15 protein-coding genes are annotated in these 16,304 nt (G+C 61.6%); 3 read left to right on the top strand and 12 right to left on the bottom strand.

Translation table 11 applies throughout. The features are described from left to right. Positions 1-35: 35 nt before the first annotated feature. The 8 genes from F8N82_RS16730 to gcl all read right to left on the bottom strand — a co-directional run bounded on the left by F8N82_RS16730 (position 36) and on the right by gcl (position 9,343). Complete coding sequence (locus F8N82_RS16730) at positions 36-1,037, bottom strand: sulfate ABC transporter substrate-binding protein (protein WP_038996314.1); 1,002 nt, start codon at positions 1,035-1,037, stop codon at positions 36-38. Positions 1,038-1,130: 93 nt separating this feature from the next. Further along, positions 1,131-1,955, bottom strand: a complete 825-nt coding sequence (locus tag F8N82_RS16725; protein WP_038996313.1) for an ion transporter — start codon at positions 1,953-1,955, stop codon at positions 1,131-1,133. A 44-nt stretch (positions 1,956-1,999) separates the two neighbouring features. Then, positions 2,000-2,884 carry an urea transporter gene (locus tag F8N82_RS16720; RefSeq protein WP_038996311.1) on the bottom strand — a complete coding sequence of 295 codons (885 nt, stop codon included), beginning with the start codon at positions 2,882-2,884 and terminating at the stop codon, positions 2,000-2,002. Between the two features lie 141 nt (positions 2,885-3,025). Further along, positions 3,026-4,441, bottom strand: a complete 1,416-nt coding sequence (gene pyk / locus F8N82_RS16715; protein ID WP_038996310.1) for a pyruvate kinase — start codon at positions 4,439-4,441, stop codon at positions 3,026-3,028. A 1-nt stretch (position 4,442) separates the two neighbouring features. Next, complete coding sequence (locus F8N82_RS16710; RefSeq protein WP_038996309.1) at positions 4,443-5,711, bottom strand: glycerate kinase type-2 family protein; 1,269 nt, start codon at positions 5,709-5,711, stop codon at positions 4,443-4,445. Positions 5,712-5,804: 93 nt separating this feature from the next. Next, positions 5,805-6,698 carry a 2-hydroxy-3-oxopropionate reductase gene (locus tag F8N82_RS16705; RefSeq protein ID WP_038996308.1) on the bottom strand — a complete coding sequence of 298 codons (894 nt, stop codon included), beginning with the start codon at positions 6,696-6,698 and terminating at the stop codon, positions 5,805-5,807. A gap of 29 nt (positions 6,699-6,727) precedes the next feature. Then, on the bottom strand, positions 6,728-7,510 hold the full coding sequence (gene hyi, locus F8N82_RS16700; protein WP_038996307.1) for a hydroxypyruvate isomerase: 783 nt from the start codon (positions 7,508-7,510) through the stop codon (positions 6,728-6,730). 57 nt (positions 7,511-7,567) lie between these two features. Continuing rightward, positions 7,568-9,343, bottom strand: coding sequence for a glyoxylate carboligase (gcl, locus tag F8N82_RS16695; protein ID WP_038996306.1), 1,776 nt, complete (start codon positions 9,341-9,343; stop codon positions 7,568-7,570). A 256-nt stretch (positions 9,344-9,599) separates the two neighbouring features. Here gcl and F8N82_RS16690 point away from each other — a divergent pair, with 256 nt between their 5' ends. Further along, complete coding sequence (locus F8N82_RS16690; protein ID WP_010225106.1) at positions 9,600-10,040, top strand: GlcG/HbpS family heme-binding protein; 441 nt, start codon at positions 9,600-9,602, stop codon at positions 10,038-10,040. 82 nt (positions 10,041-10,122) lie between these two features. Here F8N82_RS16690 and F8N82_RS16685 read toward each other — a convergent pair whose 3' ends face one another. Continuing rightward, positions 10,123-10,731: a TetR/AcrR family transcriptional regulator gene (locus F8N82_RS16685; protein WP_038996305.1), complete on the bottom strand. Its 609-nt coding sequence runs from the start codon at positions 10,729-10,731 to the stop codon at positions 10,123-10,125. Between the two features lie 146 nt (positions 10,732-10,877). Between F8N82_RS16685 and F8N82_RS16680 the strand changes: the two genes are divergently transcribed. After that, entirely contained in the window at positions 10,878-11,786 is a 909-nt protein-coding gene (locus F8N82_RS16680; RefSeq protein ID WP_038996304.1) for a DUF808 domain-containing protein, read from the top strand. Between the two features lie 15 nt (positions 11,787-11,801). On the opposite strand, the gene F8N82_RS16675 is transcribed toward F8N82_RS16680, so the two are convergent. Continuing rightward, positions 11,802-13,748 carry an LTA synthase family protein gene (locus F8N82_RS16675; RefSeq protein WP_038996303.1) on the bottom strand — a complete coding sequence of 649 codons (1,947 nt, stop codon included), beginning with the start codon at positions 13,746-13,748 and terminating at the stop codon, positions 11,802-11,804. 139 nt (positions 13,749-13,887) lie between these two features. On the opposite strand from F8N82_RS16675, the gene F8N82_RS16670 reads away from it, so the two are divergent. Then, complete coding sequence (locus F8N82_RS16670; RefSeq protein WP_038996301.1) at positions 13,888-14,253, top strand: hypothetical protein; 366 nt, start codon at positions 13,888-13,890, stop codon at positions 14,251-14,253. A gap of 98 nt (positions 14,254-14,351) precedes the next feature. Here F8N82_RS16670 and F8N82_RS16665 read toward each other — a convergent pair whose 3' ends face one another. Further along, a complete protein-coding gene (locus F8N82_RS16665) occupies positions 14,352-15,140 on the bottom strand; it encodes an outer membrane protein OmpK (protein ID WP_038996300.1) in 789 nt (262 codons plus the stop codon). Between the two features lie 362 nt (positions 15,141-15,502). After that, complete coding sequence (locus F8N82_RS16660; protein ID WP_038996299.1) at positions 15,503-16,288, bottom strand: outer membrane protein OmpK; 786 nt, start codon at positions 16,286-16,288, stop codon at positions 15,503-15,505. Positions 16,289-16,304: the final 16 nt, after the last annotated feature.

Below are 16,304 nucleotides of genomic sequence, written 5' to 3'. Positions count from 1 at the left end.
GGGGCAAGTCGAGTCGTCGCCCCGCGATGAGGCCATTACTGCCCGGTATAGATCTGGTCGAAAACCCCGCCATCGTTGAAGTGGGTTTTCTGCACGGTGCGCCAGTCGCCGAAAGTCTTCTCGACCGACAGGAAGTCGACTTTCGGGAAGCGGTCGGTGTACTTGGCCAGCACCGCTGCATCACGTGGGCGCAGGTAGTTGTTGGCGGCGATTTCCTGGGCCTCTGGCGACCACAGGTACTTCAGGTATTCCTCGGCGGTGGCGCGGCTGCCTTTTTTGTCGACCACTTTGTCGACCACTGTCACTGGCGGCTCGGCTTCGGCGCAGACGCTTGGGTAGATCACTTCGAACTGATCACGACCGAACTCGCGGGCGATCATCTCGGCTTCGTTCTCGAAGGTCACCAGTACGTCGCCGATCTGGTTGGTCATGAAGGTGGTGGTGGCGGCACGGCCACCGGTATCGAGCACCGGCGCCTGCTTGAACAGCTTGCCGACAAAGTCCTTGGCCTTGTTTTCGTCACCGCCGTTCTTCAGTACATAGCCCCAGGCCGAGAGGTAGGTGTAGCGGCCGTTGCCCGAGGTTTTCGGGTTTGGCACGATCACCTGGACGCCGTCCTTGAGCAGGTCAGGCCAGTCTTTCAGGGCCTTGGGGTTGCCCTTGCGGACGATGAACACAGTGGCCGAGGTGAACGGCGCGCTGTTGTTCGGCAGGCGCGTGACCCAGTTGTCCGGCACCAGCTTGCCGTTGTCGGCCAGGGCATTGATGTCGGTGGCCATGTTCATGGTGATGACATCAGCCGGCAGGCCATCGATCACCGAACGGGCCTGCTTGCTGGAGCCACCGAAGGACATCTGTACGGTGATTTTCTCTTTGTGCTCGGCTTCCCAGTGCTTCTGGAACGCGGCGTTGTAATCCTTGTAGAAGTCGCGCATTACGTCATACGAGACGTTCAGCAACGGCGCCGAAGCGGCCTGGGCCAGGGAGCCGAAGGCGAGGCCGGCGGCCAGAAGCGAGGCACTGAAGAGTTTTTTCACTGCGCATTCCTTGTTCGAGTTGGCGTTAAAGGCATTATGCCAGCGACTATAGCGGTTGGGCTTTAGGCGCTAAAAGATTAAAAAGTGCTTTGCTTATTCCATTTTATTGAACAGTGCGTTGCCGCAGCGCGAGCAGAACGCAGCGCCGTGCTCATGGCTGTTTTTCCGGCACACCGGGCAGTCGTGCTGCAGCTGTTCGCCACGCATGGCGTTGGCCAGCTCCGCGGTGAAAATCCCGGTGGGCACGGCAATGATCGAGTAACCGGTGATCATCACCAGCGACGAAATCACCTGGCCAAGCGGGGTCTTGGGCACGATGTCGCCAAAGCCGACGGTGGTCAGGGTGACGATGGCCCAGTAGATGCCCTTGGGGATGCTGGTAAAGCCATGCTCAGGGCCTTCGACCACGTACATCAGGGTGCCGAATACGGTGACCAGGGTGGAGACGCTGAGCAAGAACACGATGATTTTCTGCTTGCTGCCGCGTAGTGCCGCGAGCAGGTAATGGGCCTGCTTGAGGTAGGGGCTGAGCTTGAGCACACGGAAGATCCGCAGCATCCGCACGACACGGATGATCAGCAGGTACTGGGCATCGCTGTAGTACAGGGCGATGATCCCCGGGACGATCGCCAGCAGGTCGACCAGGCCATAGAAACTGAAAGCGTAGCGCAAGGGCTTGGGCGAGCAGTACAGGCGGACCAGATACTCGACCAGGAAAATCGCGGTAAAGCCCCACTCGATGGCCGCCAGCAGCCCGGCGTAGCCCTGGTGCACCTCGTCGATGCTGTCGAGGATCACGGTGACAAGGCTGGCGAGAATAATCAGCAACAGGATCTTGTCGAAGCGCCGACCGGCAGTGGTGTCGGATTGAAAGACGATGACGTAGAGCCGCTCGCGCCAGCTCGAAGGGGTGTCCATAGGCTCGTTCCAAAGGCAGATGGGCAGAGCCTAGGGGCTGCATCTCAGCTGTGCAAGCGACGCCGGCTGTGGGACGCGGGCACGCGCAGCAGGCGGCCACCGGCGTGCAGCAGCCAGCAGGCGAGGATGAACGGCGCGGTCAGGCCGGCGACCGGCAGCAAACTGAACGCCGGTTGCAGGGCAATCGCCAGGACGATGGCCAGCAGCGGCAGCCAGGGCCGTTGGCGCTCCTGGCTGAAGGCCAGGGCGGCGAGGGCGGCGTTGAAACCGAACAGGCCGTTATAGGCCGCCGTGGCTTCGCCACCGATCAACGCAACGCTGCCACCGATGGCCGAGCCGAGCAGAGCCCACACTGCCGCGTAGCGATTGGAGATCAGCAGGCCGATCGCGATCAGCACACCGGCCAGGGGCTGGTCGAGCAAAAAGATTTGCCCAAGGCCGCGGGCCAGGGCAAACAGCGGGTTGGCCTCGACAGTGGAGTTGCTGACGGAGGCGGGTTCAGCCATGGCCAGCGCAGCCCAGCCGAGCACTACGAACGGCGCGGTATAAGCGGGCAGCAGTTGCTTGGGGCCGCGCTTGAGCCACTGGTGCACGAGCATGCTGCTCAGGCCGCCGGCGGCGATGATCAGCGGCGGCAGGATCGCCGACCAGGGCAGGGCATGGCTGATCAACAGGCCGATCAGTACGCCGTTGTAGCTGTACAGGCCGGCCTGGCGATCCGTGCGGTTGTAGCCACGGCGCTGGGCGGTCAGCAGCCCGGCGAGGGCCCCGAGCAGTGCGCCGCCGACCAGGTCGGGCGCGGTCAGGGTGATTGCCAGCAGGCAGCACAGGCCGCACAGCGGATTGCGCTGCAGCAGCACCTGGCTGAAGCCGTTGAGCAAAGCCGTAGCCCAGTCGGGGCACGGGTTGACGAAATTCTTGGTGTACATGAGGGCAGTCTGGGTTGATGTGGAGTGGGGAGCCTCTTTGGGCCGGGTTGTCCCACCTGGAGTTTGTGCTGCATTCATCGCGGGGCAAGCCCGCTCCCACAAACCAGTAGGAGCGGGCTTGCCCCGCGATAGGCCTCACCTTCAGATCAAGGTCTCGATCCGCAGCGTGTTAGTCGACCCCGGCTTGCCAAAAGGCACACCGGCAGTGATCAACAGGGTATCGCCACGGCTGGCCATGCCTTGGGCCTGGGCGATTTCCAAGGCGGTGGAGCAGATCTCGTCGACCTGGCGCAGGCGATCGTTGACCACCGAGTGCACACCCCAGGCCACGCTCAGGCGCCGTGCGGTGGACAGGTTCGGGGTCAGGTTGAGGATCGGTGCCCGTGGCCGCTCACGCGCAGCGCGCAGGGTCGAAGCCCCCGACTCGCTGTAGTTGACCAGCACCGCCACCGGCAGGATGCCGCTGATACGGCGAATCGCGCAGCTGATCGCATCCGACACGGTGGCCTCGGCTTTCGGCCGGCCGACATCAAGCTGCACCTGGTAATCCGGGCCGTTCTCCACCTGGCGGATGATCTTGCTCATCATCTGCACCGCTTCCAGCGGGTAGTCACCCGAGGCGGTCTCGGCCGAGAGCATCACCGCATCGGCGCCTTCGGCCACGGCGTTGGCCACGTCGGTGACTTCGGCGCGGGTCGGCGCCGGGGAGAAGCGCATCGATTCGAGCATCTGCGTGGCCACCACCACCGGTTTACCCAGTTCGCGACAGGTGTTGATGATGCTCTTCTGGATCTGCGGCACGCTTTCGGCCGGCACTTCCACGCCCAGGTCGCCACGGGCGACCATGATCGCATCGCTGAGCTCGGCAATAGCGCGCAGCTGGGTGACTGCCGAAGGCTTCTCAATCTTGGCCATCAGGTAGGCGCGGTCACCGATCAGCTGGCGCGCTTCGACGATGTCTTCCGGGCGCTGCACGAACGACAGCGCCACCCAGTCCACGCCCAGCTCCAGGCCGAAGCTCAGGTCACGGCGGTCCTTGGCGGTCAGTGGGCTCAGGTCCAGCACCGCTTGCGGCACGTTGACGCCCTTGCGGTCGGACAGCTCGCCGGCGTTGAGCACTTCGGTCTCGATCGCGTCGCTGTGCTTGGCGGTCACCCGCAGGCGCAGCTTGCCGTCATCGAGCAGCAGGTCCATGCCCGGCTCCAGCGCGGCGATGATTTCCGGATGCGGCAGGTTGACCCGCTCAAGCGTGCCCGGGGTGCTGTCCAGGTCCAGGCGCAGGGCCTGGCCGCGTTGCAGCTGGACCTTGCCTTCGGCAAAACGGCCAACGCGCAGCTTCGGTCCCTGCAGGTCCATGAGGATGCCCAGCGGGTAGTTGAGCTGGCTCTCCACCTCGCGGATCCACTGGTAGCGCAGGGCGTGGTCTTCGTGCTCGCCGTGGCTGAAGTTCAGGCGAAAGATGTTTACCCCGGCCTCGACCAGTTGGCGGATGTCATCGATGCCCTTGATCGCGGGACCGAGGGTGGCAAGGATTTTGACTTTTTTATCAGGCGTCATGTCAGGCACTCTCGAGAATCAGGATGGCGCGAAAATCGTTGACGTTGGTCCGCGTCGGCTCGGTGACGATCAGGTCATCGAGCGCGGCGAAGTAACCGTAGCCATTGTTGTTGTCCAGCTCATCGCTGGCCGACAAGCCCAGGGCCGCGGCGCGGGCGTAGCTGTCCGGGGTCATCAGCGCGCCGGCGTTGTCTTCGGAGCCGTCGATGCCATCGGTGTCACCGGCCAGGGCGTAGACCCCGGGCAGGCCCTTGAGGCTTTCGGTCAGGCTCAGCAAAAACTCGGCGTTGCGCCCGCCACGGCCATTGCCGCGCACGGTCACGGTGGTCTCGCCACCGGAGAGGATTACGCAGGGCGGCGACAGCGGCTGGCCGTGCTGGACGATCTGCCGGGCGATGCCGGCATGGACCTTGGCCACCTCGCGCGACTCGCCTTCCAGGTCGCCAAGGATCAGCGGGCTGAAACCGGCCTGGCGGGCTTTGACCGCAGCGGCTTGCAGCGACTGCTGGGGGCGGGCGATAAGCTGGAAGTGGCTGCGCGCCAGGGCCGGGTCGTCAGCCTTGACGGTCTCGGACGCCGGGTTGTTCAGCCAGGCGGTCACCGCAGCGGGTGCTTGGATGTTGTAGCGCTTGAGGATCGCCAGGGCTTGGGCCGAGGTGCTCGGGTCGGCCACGGTGGGGCCGGAGGCGATGACCGTGGCCAGGTCGCCCGGTACATCGGAAATTGCATAGGTATAAACGGTGGCCGGCCAGCAGGCCTTGGCCAGGCGCCCGCCCTTGATCGCCGAGAGGTGCTTGCGCACGCAGTTCATCTCGCCGATGGTGGCGCCGGATTTGAGCAGGGCCTTGTTGATCTGTTGCTTGTCGGCCAGGGTCAGGCCTTCGGCAGGCAGTGCCAGCAGCGCCGAACCACCACCGGAGAGCAGGAAGATCACCCGGTCGTCAGCCGTGAGGTTGCTGACCATTGCCAGCACGCGCTTGGCCACGGCCAGGCCGGCGGCATCCGGGACCGGGTGGGCGGCTTCGACCACTTCGATCTTCGAGCAGCTGGCGCCGTGGCCGTAGCGGGTGACCACCAGGCCGGAGACCGGGCCCTTCCAGGCGCGTTCGACGACTTCAGCCATGGCCGCGGCGGCCTTGCCGGCGCCGATGACGATGACGCGACCGCTGCGGTCGCTGGGCAGGTGAGCTTCAAGGACCTGGCGGGGATGCGCGGCATCGATGGCCGTGGCGAACAGCTCGCGCAGAAAGTGTTGCGGATCGACCGACATGGCAGGCTCCAATCTTATTGTTTTTCAGAATCAAAAACGCCCCTGGGCCCGCCTCCGTGCAGGCTGACCCAGGGGCGGGTGTTGCCCGGGGTCTTACTTCTCGTCGCGGATCGAGAAGTTGGCCATGTGCTCAAGGCCTTTGAGCAACGCGGAGTGGTCCCAGTTGGCGCCACCGATGGCCGCGCAGGTGCTGAACACTTGCTGGGCATTGGCGGTGTTGGGCAGGTTGATGTTCAGTTCCTTGGCGCCTTGCAGGGCCAGGTTCAGGTCCTTCTGGTGCAGGCTGATACGGAAGCCCGGATCGAAGGTGCCCTTGATCATGCGCTCGCCGTGCACTTCGAGGATCTTCGAGGAAGCGAAGCCACCCATCAGTGCTTCACGCACCTTGGCAGGGTCGGCGCCGTTCTTGGCGGCGAACAGCAGCGCTTCGGCCACGGCCTGGATGTTCAGGGCCACGATGATCTGGTTGGCGACCTTGGCAGTCTGGCCATCGCCGCTGCCGCCGACGCGGGTGATGTTCTTGCCCATGACCTGGAACAGCGGCAGGGCGCGCTCGAAGGCGTTCGGGCAGCCGCCGACCATGATGCTCAGGGTCGCGGCCTTGGCGCCGACTTCACCACCGGAAACCGGGGCGTCGAGGTAGGTGGCGCCGGTAGCCTTGATCTTCTCGGCGAAGGCTTTGGTGGCGGTAGGCGAGATCGAGCTCATGTCGATCACCACCTTGTTCGGGCCGACGCCCAGGGCCACGCCGTTCTCGCCGAACAGTACCGAGTCTACCTGTGGGGTGTCGGGCACCATGACGATGATGAATTCAGCTTCCTGGGCCACTTCTTTCGGGTTGGCCAGGGCCACGGCGCCAGCGGCGACCAGGTCGGCCGGAGCTGCATCGTGGTGGGTAGACAGGAACAGGCTGTGACCGGCTTTTTGCAGGTTCTGCGCCATTGGGTGGCCCATGATGCCGGTGCCGATGAATCCGATTTTAGCCATGAGAAATGCCTCTTGTAATTGTGTGCAGGTCAGATCGCGTTATGGGTCTTCAGCCAGCCAAGGCCCGCTTCGGTGGTGGTCAGCGGCTTGTATTCACAGCCCACCCAACCCTGGTAGCCGATGCGGTCCAGGTGTTCGAAGAGGAAGCGGTAGTTGATCTCGCCAGTGCCCGGCTCGTTGCGCCCAGGGTTGTCGGCCAGCTGGATGTGGTTGATCTTGGCCAGGTTGCTTTCCATGGTGCGGGCAAGATCCCCCTCCATGATTTGCATGTGGTAGATGTCGTACTGCAGGAACAGGTTGCTGCTGCCGACTTCGGCCTGGATTTCCAGGGCCTGTTTGGTGGTGTTCAGGTAGAAACCCGGGATGTCGCGGGTGTTGATCATTTCCATGACCAGCTTGATCCCGGCGGCTTGCAGTTTGTCGGCGGCAAATTTCAGGTTGTCGACGAAGGTCTTGCGCACGCTGGCGCAGTCCGGACCTTGTGGACGGATACCGGCCAGGCAGTTGACCTGGGTATTGCCCAGTACCTGGGCGTAAGCGATGGCCAGGTCCACGCCTGCGCGGAACTGCTCGACACGGGCCGGATCGCAGGCGATACCGCGATCACCTTTGGCCCAATCGCCGGCCGGCAGGTTGAACAGCACCTGGGTCAGGCCGTGGGCATCGAGCTGCTGCTTGATTTCAGCCGAGCTGAAGTCGTAGGGGAACAGGTACTCGACACCGCTGAAGCCGGCGTCGGCAGCAGCCTTGAAACGGGCGAGGAAGTCCTGCTCGGTGAACAGCATGGACAGGTTGGCGGCAAAACGTGGCATGGTTGTCTCCTTGCAAAAAGGGGCCCTGTGCACTCGGCAACAGGGCCTTCGCAGCGATCAGTCGAGCAGGGAAATCGCGGTTGGCGCGTCGTTGCCGACCAGGGCCAGGTCTTCGAATTCGTTGACCGCGTTGATTTCGGTGCCCATGGAAATGTTGGTCACGCGCTCGAGGATAACCTCGACCACCACCGGTACCTTGAACTCTTCGGCCAGTTTCTGCGCCTTGAGCAGGGCCGGGGCGATCTCGCCAGGCTCGGTCACGCGCAGGGCCTTGCAGCCCAGGCCTTCGACCACGGCGACGTGATCGACGCCATAACCGTTTAGCTCAGGTGCGTTGACGTTCTCGAACGCCAGTTGCACACAGTAGTCCATCTCGAAACCACGCTGGGCCTGGCGGATCAGGCCCAGGTAGGAGTTGTTCACCAGCACGTGGACGTACGGCAGGTTGAACTGCGCGCCCACCGCCAGCTCTTCGATCATGAACTGGAAGTCATAGTCGCCCGACAGTGCCACGACCTTGCGGGTCGGGTCGGCCTTGACCACGCCCAGCGCGGCAGGGATGGTCCAGCCCAGTGGGCCGGCCTGGCCGCAGTTGATCCAGTGGCGTGGCTTGTAGACGTGGAGGAACTGCGCGCCGGCGATCTGCGACAGACCGATGGTGCTGACGTAGCAGGTGTCCTTGCCGAAGACCTGGTTCATTTCCTGGTAAACGCGCTGCGGCTTGACCGGCACGTTGTCAAAATGGGTCTTGCGCTGCAGGCTCGACTTGCGCTGCTGGCAGTCTTCCAGCCAGGCGCTGCGGTCCTTGAGCTTGCCGGCGGCTTTCCACTCGCGGGCCACTTCCAGGAACACATCCAGGGCGGCGCCAGCGTCGGAAACGATACCCAGGTCCGGGGTGAATACCCGGCCAATCTGGGTGGGCTCGATGTCGACGTGAATGAAGCGGCGGCCTTCGGTGTAGACGTCAACGGAGCCGGTGTGACGGTTGGCCCAACGGTTGCCGATACCCAGCACCACGTCGGACTTGAGCATCGTGGCGTTGCCGTAGCGGTGCGAAGTCTGCAGGCCGACCATGCCCACCATCAGCGGGTGATCGTCGGGGATGATGCCCCAGCCCATCAGGGTCGGAATTACCGGAATACCGGTCAGCTCGGCGAACTCCACCAGCTTGTCGCAGGCATCGGCGTTGATGATGCCGCCACCGGCGACCAGCAATGGACGCTCGGCCGAGTCGAGCATGGCCAGGGCTTTCTCGACCTGGATGCGGTTGGCTGCAGGCTTTTGCACCGGCAGCGGCTGGTAGGCGTCGATGTCGAATTCGATCTCGGCCATCTGCACGTCGAACGGCAGGTCGATCAGCACCGGGCCTGGGCGGCCGGAGCGCATTTCATAGAAGGCTTTCTGGAACGCATACGGCACTTGGCCGGGTTCCAGCACGGTGGTCGCCCACTTGGTCACCGGCTTGACGATGCTGGTGATGTCGACGGCCTGGAAATCTTCCTTGTGCATACGGGCACGCGGCGCCTGGCCGGTGATGCACAGGATCGGGATGGAGTCGGCCGAGGCACTGTACAGGCCGGTGACCATGTCGGTGCCGGCAGGGCCGGAGGTGCCGATGCACACGCCGATGTTGCCGGCCTTGGTGCGGGTGTAGCCCTCGGCCATGTGCGAGGCGCCTTCAACGTGACGAGCGAGGACGTGATCGATACCGCCGACTTTCTTCAGGGCCGAGTACAGGGGGTTGATGGCTGCACCCGGAATGCCAAACGCGGTTTCCACACCTTCGCGGCGCATCACCAGAACGGCTGCATCAATTGCTCTCATTTTGCTCATGGTTTTGTGCCTCTTTGATTTTGTAATTGTATACAAATGGCTTTTTACCAGAGTGTATTCACGGCAGACGACTCTGGTCAATCCATTTTCATCGGCGATCGGCGCTTTCGTCGGGAAGCCTTTAAAAATGGCATTTCGTCAGAATTGGTTCATCGCGTCGAAATTATTGTATACAAAAATATTCGCAATTGTGTTCTATTTGTTCTATTGATTTTTACACCTGCCCTCGGGCTTCTAACAACAAGAGGACCTTTCCATGAACGCTTTGACCTTGAAAGTCGCTGTCAGCCTGGTGAACGCTGCGCTGGTTGCCGGGCGCAAGATCTCCTCCGCGCCGTTGACCGTGGCGGTGCTGGATAACGGAGGGCACCTACTGGCCCTGCAGCGAGAAGACGGCGCCAGCCTGTTGCGTCCACAAGTGGCGATGGGCAAGGCCTGGGGCGCGATCGCCCTGGGCAAGGGCTCGCGCCTGCTGGCGCTGGACGCACAACAGCGCCCGGCGTTTTTCGCCGCGCTAAACGGTTTGGGTCAAAGCCCGGTGGTGCCGGCGCCGGGTGGAGTGCTGATTCGTAATCAGCAGGGCGTGGTGCTCGGGGCGATCGGTATCAGTGGCGATACCTCGGATATCGACGAGCAGTGCGCGATCAGTGCGATTGAGGAGGCGGGGTTGACGGCGGATGCGGGGGTAGCGGCTTAAGGCCTATCGCGGGTCAAGTCTCCCACAGGACTACAGCTATCTCTGTGGGAGCGGGCTTGCCCCGCGATAAATACACCACCGATCAAGCGTCCGGCTCACACCCTTTGAGCACCAGGCGAATGATGGTCTGCGCCGCCGCCTCGTAGTCGCTGTCATCCAGCTTGGCCTTGCCGGTGACCACCGAAATCTGCCAGTCGAAGTCAGCGTAGGTCTGGGTCGCCGCCCAGATGCTGAACATCAGATGATGCGGGTCGAGCTTGGCGATCTGGCCGCGGTCGATCCAGGCCTGGATGCATTCGATGTTGTGCCGGGCCTGGTCATTGAGCTGCTCGACCTGGCTCGGGCTCAGGTGCGGCGCGCCGTGCATGATCTCGCTGGCAAATACCTTGGAAGCAAACGGCAGGTCGCGGGAGATGCGCACCTTGGAGCGGATGTAGGCGCTCAATACTTCTTTGGGATCGCCGTCGGCATTGAACGGTGTCGACGCCTGCATGATCGGCTCGATGATACTTTCCAGGACCTCGCGGTAGAGGTTTTCCTTGGACTTGAAGTAGTAGTAGACGTTGGGCTTGGGCAGGCCGGCCTTGGCCGCGATGTCGCTGGTCTTGGTGGCAGCGAAGCCCTTGTCGGCAAACTCTTCACTGGCCGCGCGCAGGATCAGTTCTTTGTTGCGCTCGCGAATGCTGCTCATGGTTGACGCTGTTCCTCGTGTCTGGCCGCTGGCGGCACCGGGCCTGGGAGGGCGGTTGCGCATGGTAGCACCGCGTTCGCAAGCGGCTCAAGGTGGCGACTTTGAGCTAGACTGTGGCCCTCTCAACCCGCTGGAATCAGGCAAACATGGCAGGAAGCAGTCTTCTGGTATTGATCGACGATATCGCCACGGTACTCGACGATGTCTCGGTAATGACCAAGGTCGCGGCAAAAAAGACCGCGGGGGTGCTGGGCGACGACCTGGCGCTCAACGCTCAGCAGGTCACTGGCGTGCGCGCCGAGCGGGAAATCCCGGTGGTCTGGGCGGTGGCCAAGGGCTCGTTTCTCAACAAGCTGATCCTGGTGCCGGCCGCGCTGTTGATCAGCGCCTTTATCCCTTGGGCGGTGACGCCGCTGCTGATGATTGGCGGCGCGTTCCTGTGCTTTGAAGGGTTCGAGAAGCTCGCGCACAAATTCCTCCACAGCAAGGAGGAAGACCAGGCCGAGCACGCGGCGCTGAGCGAGGCGGTGGCTGACCCTGCGGTCGACCTGGTGGCCTTCGAGCAGGGCAAGATCAAGGGCGCGGTGCGCACCGACTTCATCCTCTCGGCCGAGATCATTGCCATCACCCTGGGCACGGTCGCCGATGCGCCGCTGACCCAGCAGATCATCGTGCTCTCGGGCATCGCCATTGTCATGACCATCGGGGTCTATGGCCTGGTGGCCGGCATCGTCAAGCTCGATGACCTGGGCCTGTGGTTGACCCAGAAGGCCTCCAGTGCGGCCAAGGCGATCGGCAACGGCATCCTGCGGGCGGCGCCGTACATGATGAAAAGCCTCTCGGTAATCGGTACGGCGGCGATGTTTCTGGTCGGTGGCGGGATTCTGGTGCACGGCGTGGCGCCGCTGCATCATGCCATTGAAGCCTTCAGCGCAGGGCGCGCAGGGGTGCTGACCAGTACCCTGCTCAATGCCGGGGTGGGGATTGTCGCGGGTGCTGCTGTGCTGGCGGTGGTTGTGGTTATCGGCAAGCTCTGGCGTGCTGTCAGAGCTTGATTTCGAGGGGGCCGATCAGTTCTTCAGTGCCGTGCGTTCGTCGGGCGATGGCAGCCAGTCGAGCAGGTGGTGGGTAAAGCCGTAGCTGGCCACCTGGTAGTAGGCGATGGCGCGCTGGATCAGCGGATCGCTCTTGTCGCTACTCACCTCGCGGCTTTCGCCCAGAGCCTGATTATGCCGGCGCAGGCCGTCGCGAGGGCTGAGGATCGCCAGGTCCTGGCCGTCGAACAGGCCCAGGTGCTGGTAGTTACCGATCAGCACCCGTGGCGCCAGGCCATCGTCCTGCTGCAGATCGCGACCGAAGAAGGTCGAGGTGTAGCTCATGTTCAGCAGGCCGAGCAGGGTTGGCGCCAGGTCGATCTGGCTGGCCAGTTTCGCTTCCTCGCGTGCTTCGATCAGTTTCGGCGCATAAATGAACAGTGGGATCTGGTAATTGCTCACTGGCAGGTCTTCCTTGCCGGCACTGCCCGCCGTGTGGTCGGCGACAAAAATGAACAGGGTATTGTCGAACCAGGGCTTGCTGCGTGCCTGTTCGAGGAAGCGTCCGATCGCATAGTCGGTGTACTTCACCGCACCGTCGCGACCATTGCCAGAAGGAATGTCGATGCGACCTTCGGGGAAAGTGTAGGGGCGATGGTTGGAGGTGGTCATCAACTGCAGAAAGAACGGCACCTGGTTGGCATGGTCGGCATCTGCCAGTTTGATCGCCTGGCGGTACAGGTCTTCATCGGATATGCCCCAGGCATTCTTGAAGCTGATCTCGGCGTCATCCACGCTGCTCTGGTCGACGATGCGATAACCGTTGCCGCTGAAGAAGGCGTTCATGTTGTCGAAGTAGCCGCGCCCGCCATAGACGAACACGCTGTCATAACCCACTTCCGACAATTGTTGGCCAAGGCTGGCAAACCCGCTTTCGCGACCGATGCGCTTTACGATCGAGCGGCCCGGTGTCGGCGGCATTGACAGGGTGATGGCCTCCAGACCGCGGTCGGTACGGGTGCCGGTGGCATAGAAGTTGTTGAAGTACAGGCTCTGTTTGCGCAACGCATCGAGGTTGGGCGTAAGGTTGCGCGTATCGCCGTTGCTGCCCAGGTATTTGGCACTCAGGCTTTCGATCGTAACCAGAACGATGTTGGGCGTGCGCGGGGTGCCAGCGTGGGTAATTTCGCGGCGAATGCCCATGGGCTCCTGGTCGATGAAGCGGCTATTGGGTTCCTGCAGTTCGGCGCGGATCAGCTGGGTCGAAGCGTTTTGCGCCAGGCTGCCATAGAACTGCGAGTAGTCCAGTTCGTTGTTGCGAAATGCGGCGAAGAATTGATAAGGCCCATTGCTGGCCAGTTCACGGGCATAGGCATTGCCGCCTTGGCCACGTGGCATGTCCTGGTTGATCAGCAACAGACAGGCGCCTGCCAGCAGGGTCAGGCCGGCAAAGCCAGCCAGGCGCTGACGAGTACTGGGCAAGGGTGCGTCCAGAGCCTGGCGCAAGGGGGCGCGTAGCGCCAGCGTCAGCACTGCGGCCAGCAGTGCCAGCACGCTGAGGATCAGGCCGATGGGATAAGACTCGAGAATGTTGTTCAGCACCTCATCGGAATACACCAGGTAATCCACGGCGATGAAGTTGAAGCGCACACCGAACTCGTCCCAGAACAACCCTTCGGCAACCGCCACGAACAACATCAGGTACAGGCTGGCACACAGCGCGACACGCAGCAGCCCGCGGTGCAGGCGCAGACGCCAGGCACGCGCCGGGCACACCAGCAGATACAAGGCCAGGGGCAGGGCGGCGTATACCAGGAAACTTAGGTCGTAGACGAAACCGGTGACGAAGATCGAGAAAAAACTCCCGCCGGCTTCGCTCAAATGGGTGAAGTACAGGATGCTTCTGGTTATCAGGAATGTAAATAACCACATCGAGGTCAATAACAGTAAATAGCGCACCGGCGCTGAGCGGATAGCGTGCATGGCGTTTGCCTTGTTATAGCGAAAGAGAAGGGCCGGCAAACTAACGCTGGAGGTGAGAAAAATTTGTCAAATAAATGCAGTGGAGAAGTTTTTCCTCTGGTTTATAGTGGTGCGCTCTTACTTGCAAAGGATTGCATCAATGGCGGTCGTATCGGCTGCCTTTGCCTCATTGACAGGGAATTTGCATATGCCGTTAAAAACATTGACCTACGGTGCCTTTCATCTTGGCTTGTATATGCTTGCAGCATTGGCCTGGACCGGCCTGTGCGTCCTGGTGCTGCTGAACGCGCGCAGGGGTATGCCCGGCCTGTCGGCGGGCGCTAGCCTGTATACCGGCACAGTCGGGGCACTGGTCTGCCTGGGGTTGCTACTGCTGGATGTCTTTCGCCTGGTAAGCGATCGGGTGGTGTTGTTCGGGTTGCTTGTAGTAGGGGTAATGGTGCCGACGCTGATTGCGGTGTTTCTTTATGTGCGGCTGAATGCACGCCGCCAGGATGTATGTTGATTTTATTTGTAGGAAGTTTATTTATTGTGTGTAGGAAAGTTAATATTTGTAATATGACCGTGCCCTGGCAAGGGGCACGGTCTATTAGAGTGTAGTAATCAGAAGTGCACTTTAACCAGGAAGCTGGCAGTGTTCTGGTCGGTGTCGAAGGCGTCGCTGTCCTTGATACCGTACTTGTTCTTCCAGTAGTCGTATTCGAAACCGACATACAACTGCTTCTCACCCCAGTTCAACGCCTTGCCCAGGTCGTATTTGACCTGTGGGTTGAAGTGCAGGTTGGCGTGGTAGGTGCCACGGCGGCTGGTGGCGTCGTTATCCACGACCCAGTCCATGAAACCATCGATGAGGATGTCGGATTTGCCCACAGGGATGGTGTAGGACCAAACCGGGGTGATCTGCCAGACATTGTCACCGGCGCGGCTGCCTTCGGTGTTGCGCTGGTAGAAGTTCAGCTGGAAGTAATCGAAGCCTGGGATGTCCAGGTCGAAGCCCGGGCCGATCAGGTAGGACTCGGTGTCACCCTCGCCAAACTCGTAGGTCATGGCCAGCAGCACGTCCTTGACCGGGCCGAAGGCCAGCTTCTGGTCGAAGATCTTGCCGAACGACAGGCGCGGGCTGATCTCGCCGTAGTAGGTGTTGGGGCCGTTGTTGAAGTCCTTGTCGCCGTTGTAGAAGATCTTGTCGACGAAGATGAAGTTGTCACCGTACTTCCAGCCATCGGCGTGCTCGAAGGTCACGGTCTGCTGGATCGACGGGTTGACGGCGAAGTTCTTGCCCCACAGGTAGGTCAGGCTGTTGTTCTGCCATTGCAGCAGATCACCGGCGCTGGCGCCGGTGCTGGCCGCCAGCAGGCCGCTGGCGAGGATCAGGCTGTTGGTAATACGCATCGCGTAGTTGCTCCCTTGATTGATTCTTTATGGGTGCTCTGGTGTGGCACCTTCTGGGTAAATACTTGTCTTGCGGGTCAGTTTTTTTCGATTGGCCACAGCTATTTGGCAAGCGCTGGGCCAACCTTCCGGGTCAGTCACAAGCAATCCTGCTCGACGTCTTTCTGAACAGTTGAAATGGGTATTTCAGGTTGGCGTGACGCTTGCCAACCGCCCGAATTCATTGACTGAGCGGTCAGCAAACGCAGGCAGGATCCGTCCTGCCCTGATCGAGGGGGCGCGCAGATTACTGGCTTGCGCGCCGGTCCTCAAGTGCTCCGTCCTGGAGCGGGTGGGGCAAAAATTGTGCGTTCGGTCAGCTTTTAGAAGTGAACCTTAACCAGGGCGCTGGTGACGCTCTGATTGGTGTCGAGCTTTCCACTGTTCTCGATACCGTATTTGTCTTTCCAGTAGCTGTATTCGATACCCACGTACAGCTGTTTGGCGCCCAGGTTCAGGGCCTTGCCCAGGTCGTATTTGACCTGCGGGTTGAACTGCAGGTTGGCGTGGTAGGTACCGCGCCGGCTCTGGTCGTTGTCCACCACCCAGTCCATGTAGCCGTCGATCAGGACGTCGGATTTGCCCACGGGGATGGTGTAGGAGAAGGTCGGGGTAATCTGCCAGACGCGATCACCCGGGCGGCTGCCTTCGGTGTTGCGCTGCATGATGTTGAGGGTGAAGTAGTTGAAGCCGGGGATCGCCAGGTCAAACCCGGGGCCGATCAGGTAGGCCTCGTTGTCGCCTTCGCCAGACTCGTAGGTCATGGCGATCAGGACGTCCTTGATCGGGCCGAACTCGAACTTGCGATCGAAGATCTTGCCCAGGGACAGGCGCGGGCTGAACTCACCGTAGTAGGTGTTGTTGCCTTTGTTGCGGTCGGTGCCGCCGTTGTAGAAAATCTTGTCGATGAACAGGAAGGTGTCGCCGTACTTCCACTTGTTGGCATGTTCGAAGGTCACCGTCTGCTGGATCGCAGGGTTGACCTGGAAGTCCTTGCCGTAGAGGTAGGTGAGGCTGTTGGTGTGCCAGAGCAGCAAGTCCCCTGCGGTGGCTGGCAAGGTGGCCAGCAGGCCGCTACCCAGCAGGAGGGAAGTGGTGATGCCTTTCATGTTGTGATTCCCGGCT

It is taken from the genome of Pseudomonas fluorescens (assembly GCF_902497775.2).
Lineage (GTDB): Bacteria > Pseudomonadota > Gammaproteobacteria > Pseudomonadales > Pseudomonadaceae > Aquipseudomonas > Aquipseudomonas putida_F.
The sequence above is the reverse complement of the archived record's forward strand: the minus strand, read 5'-3'. Positions and strand labels throughout refer to the sequence as shown.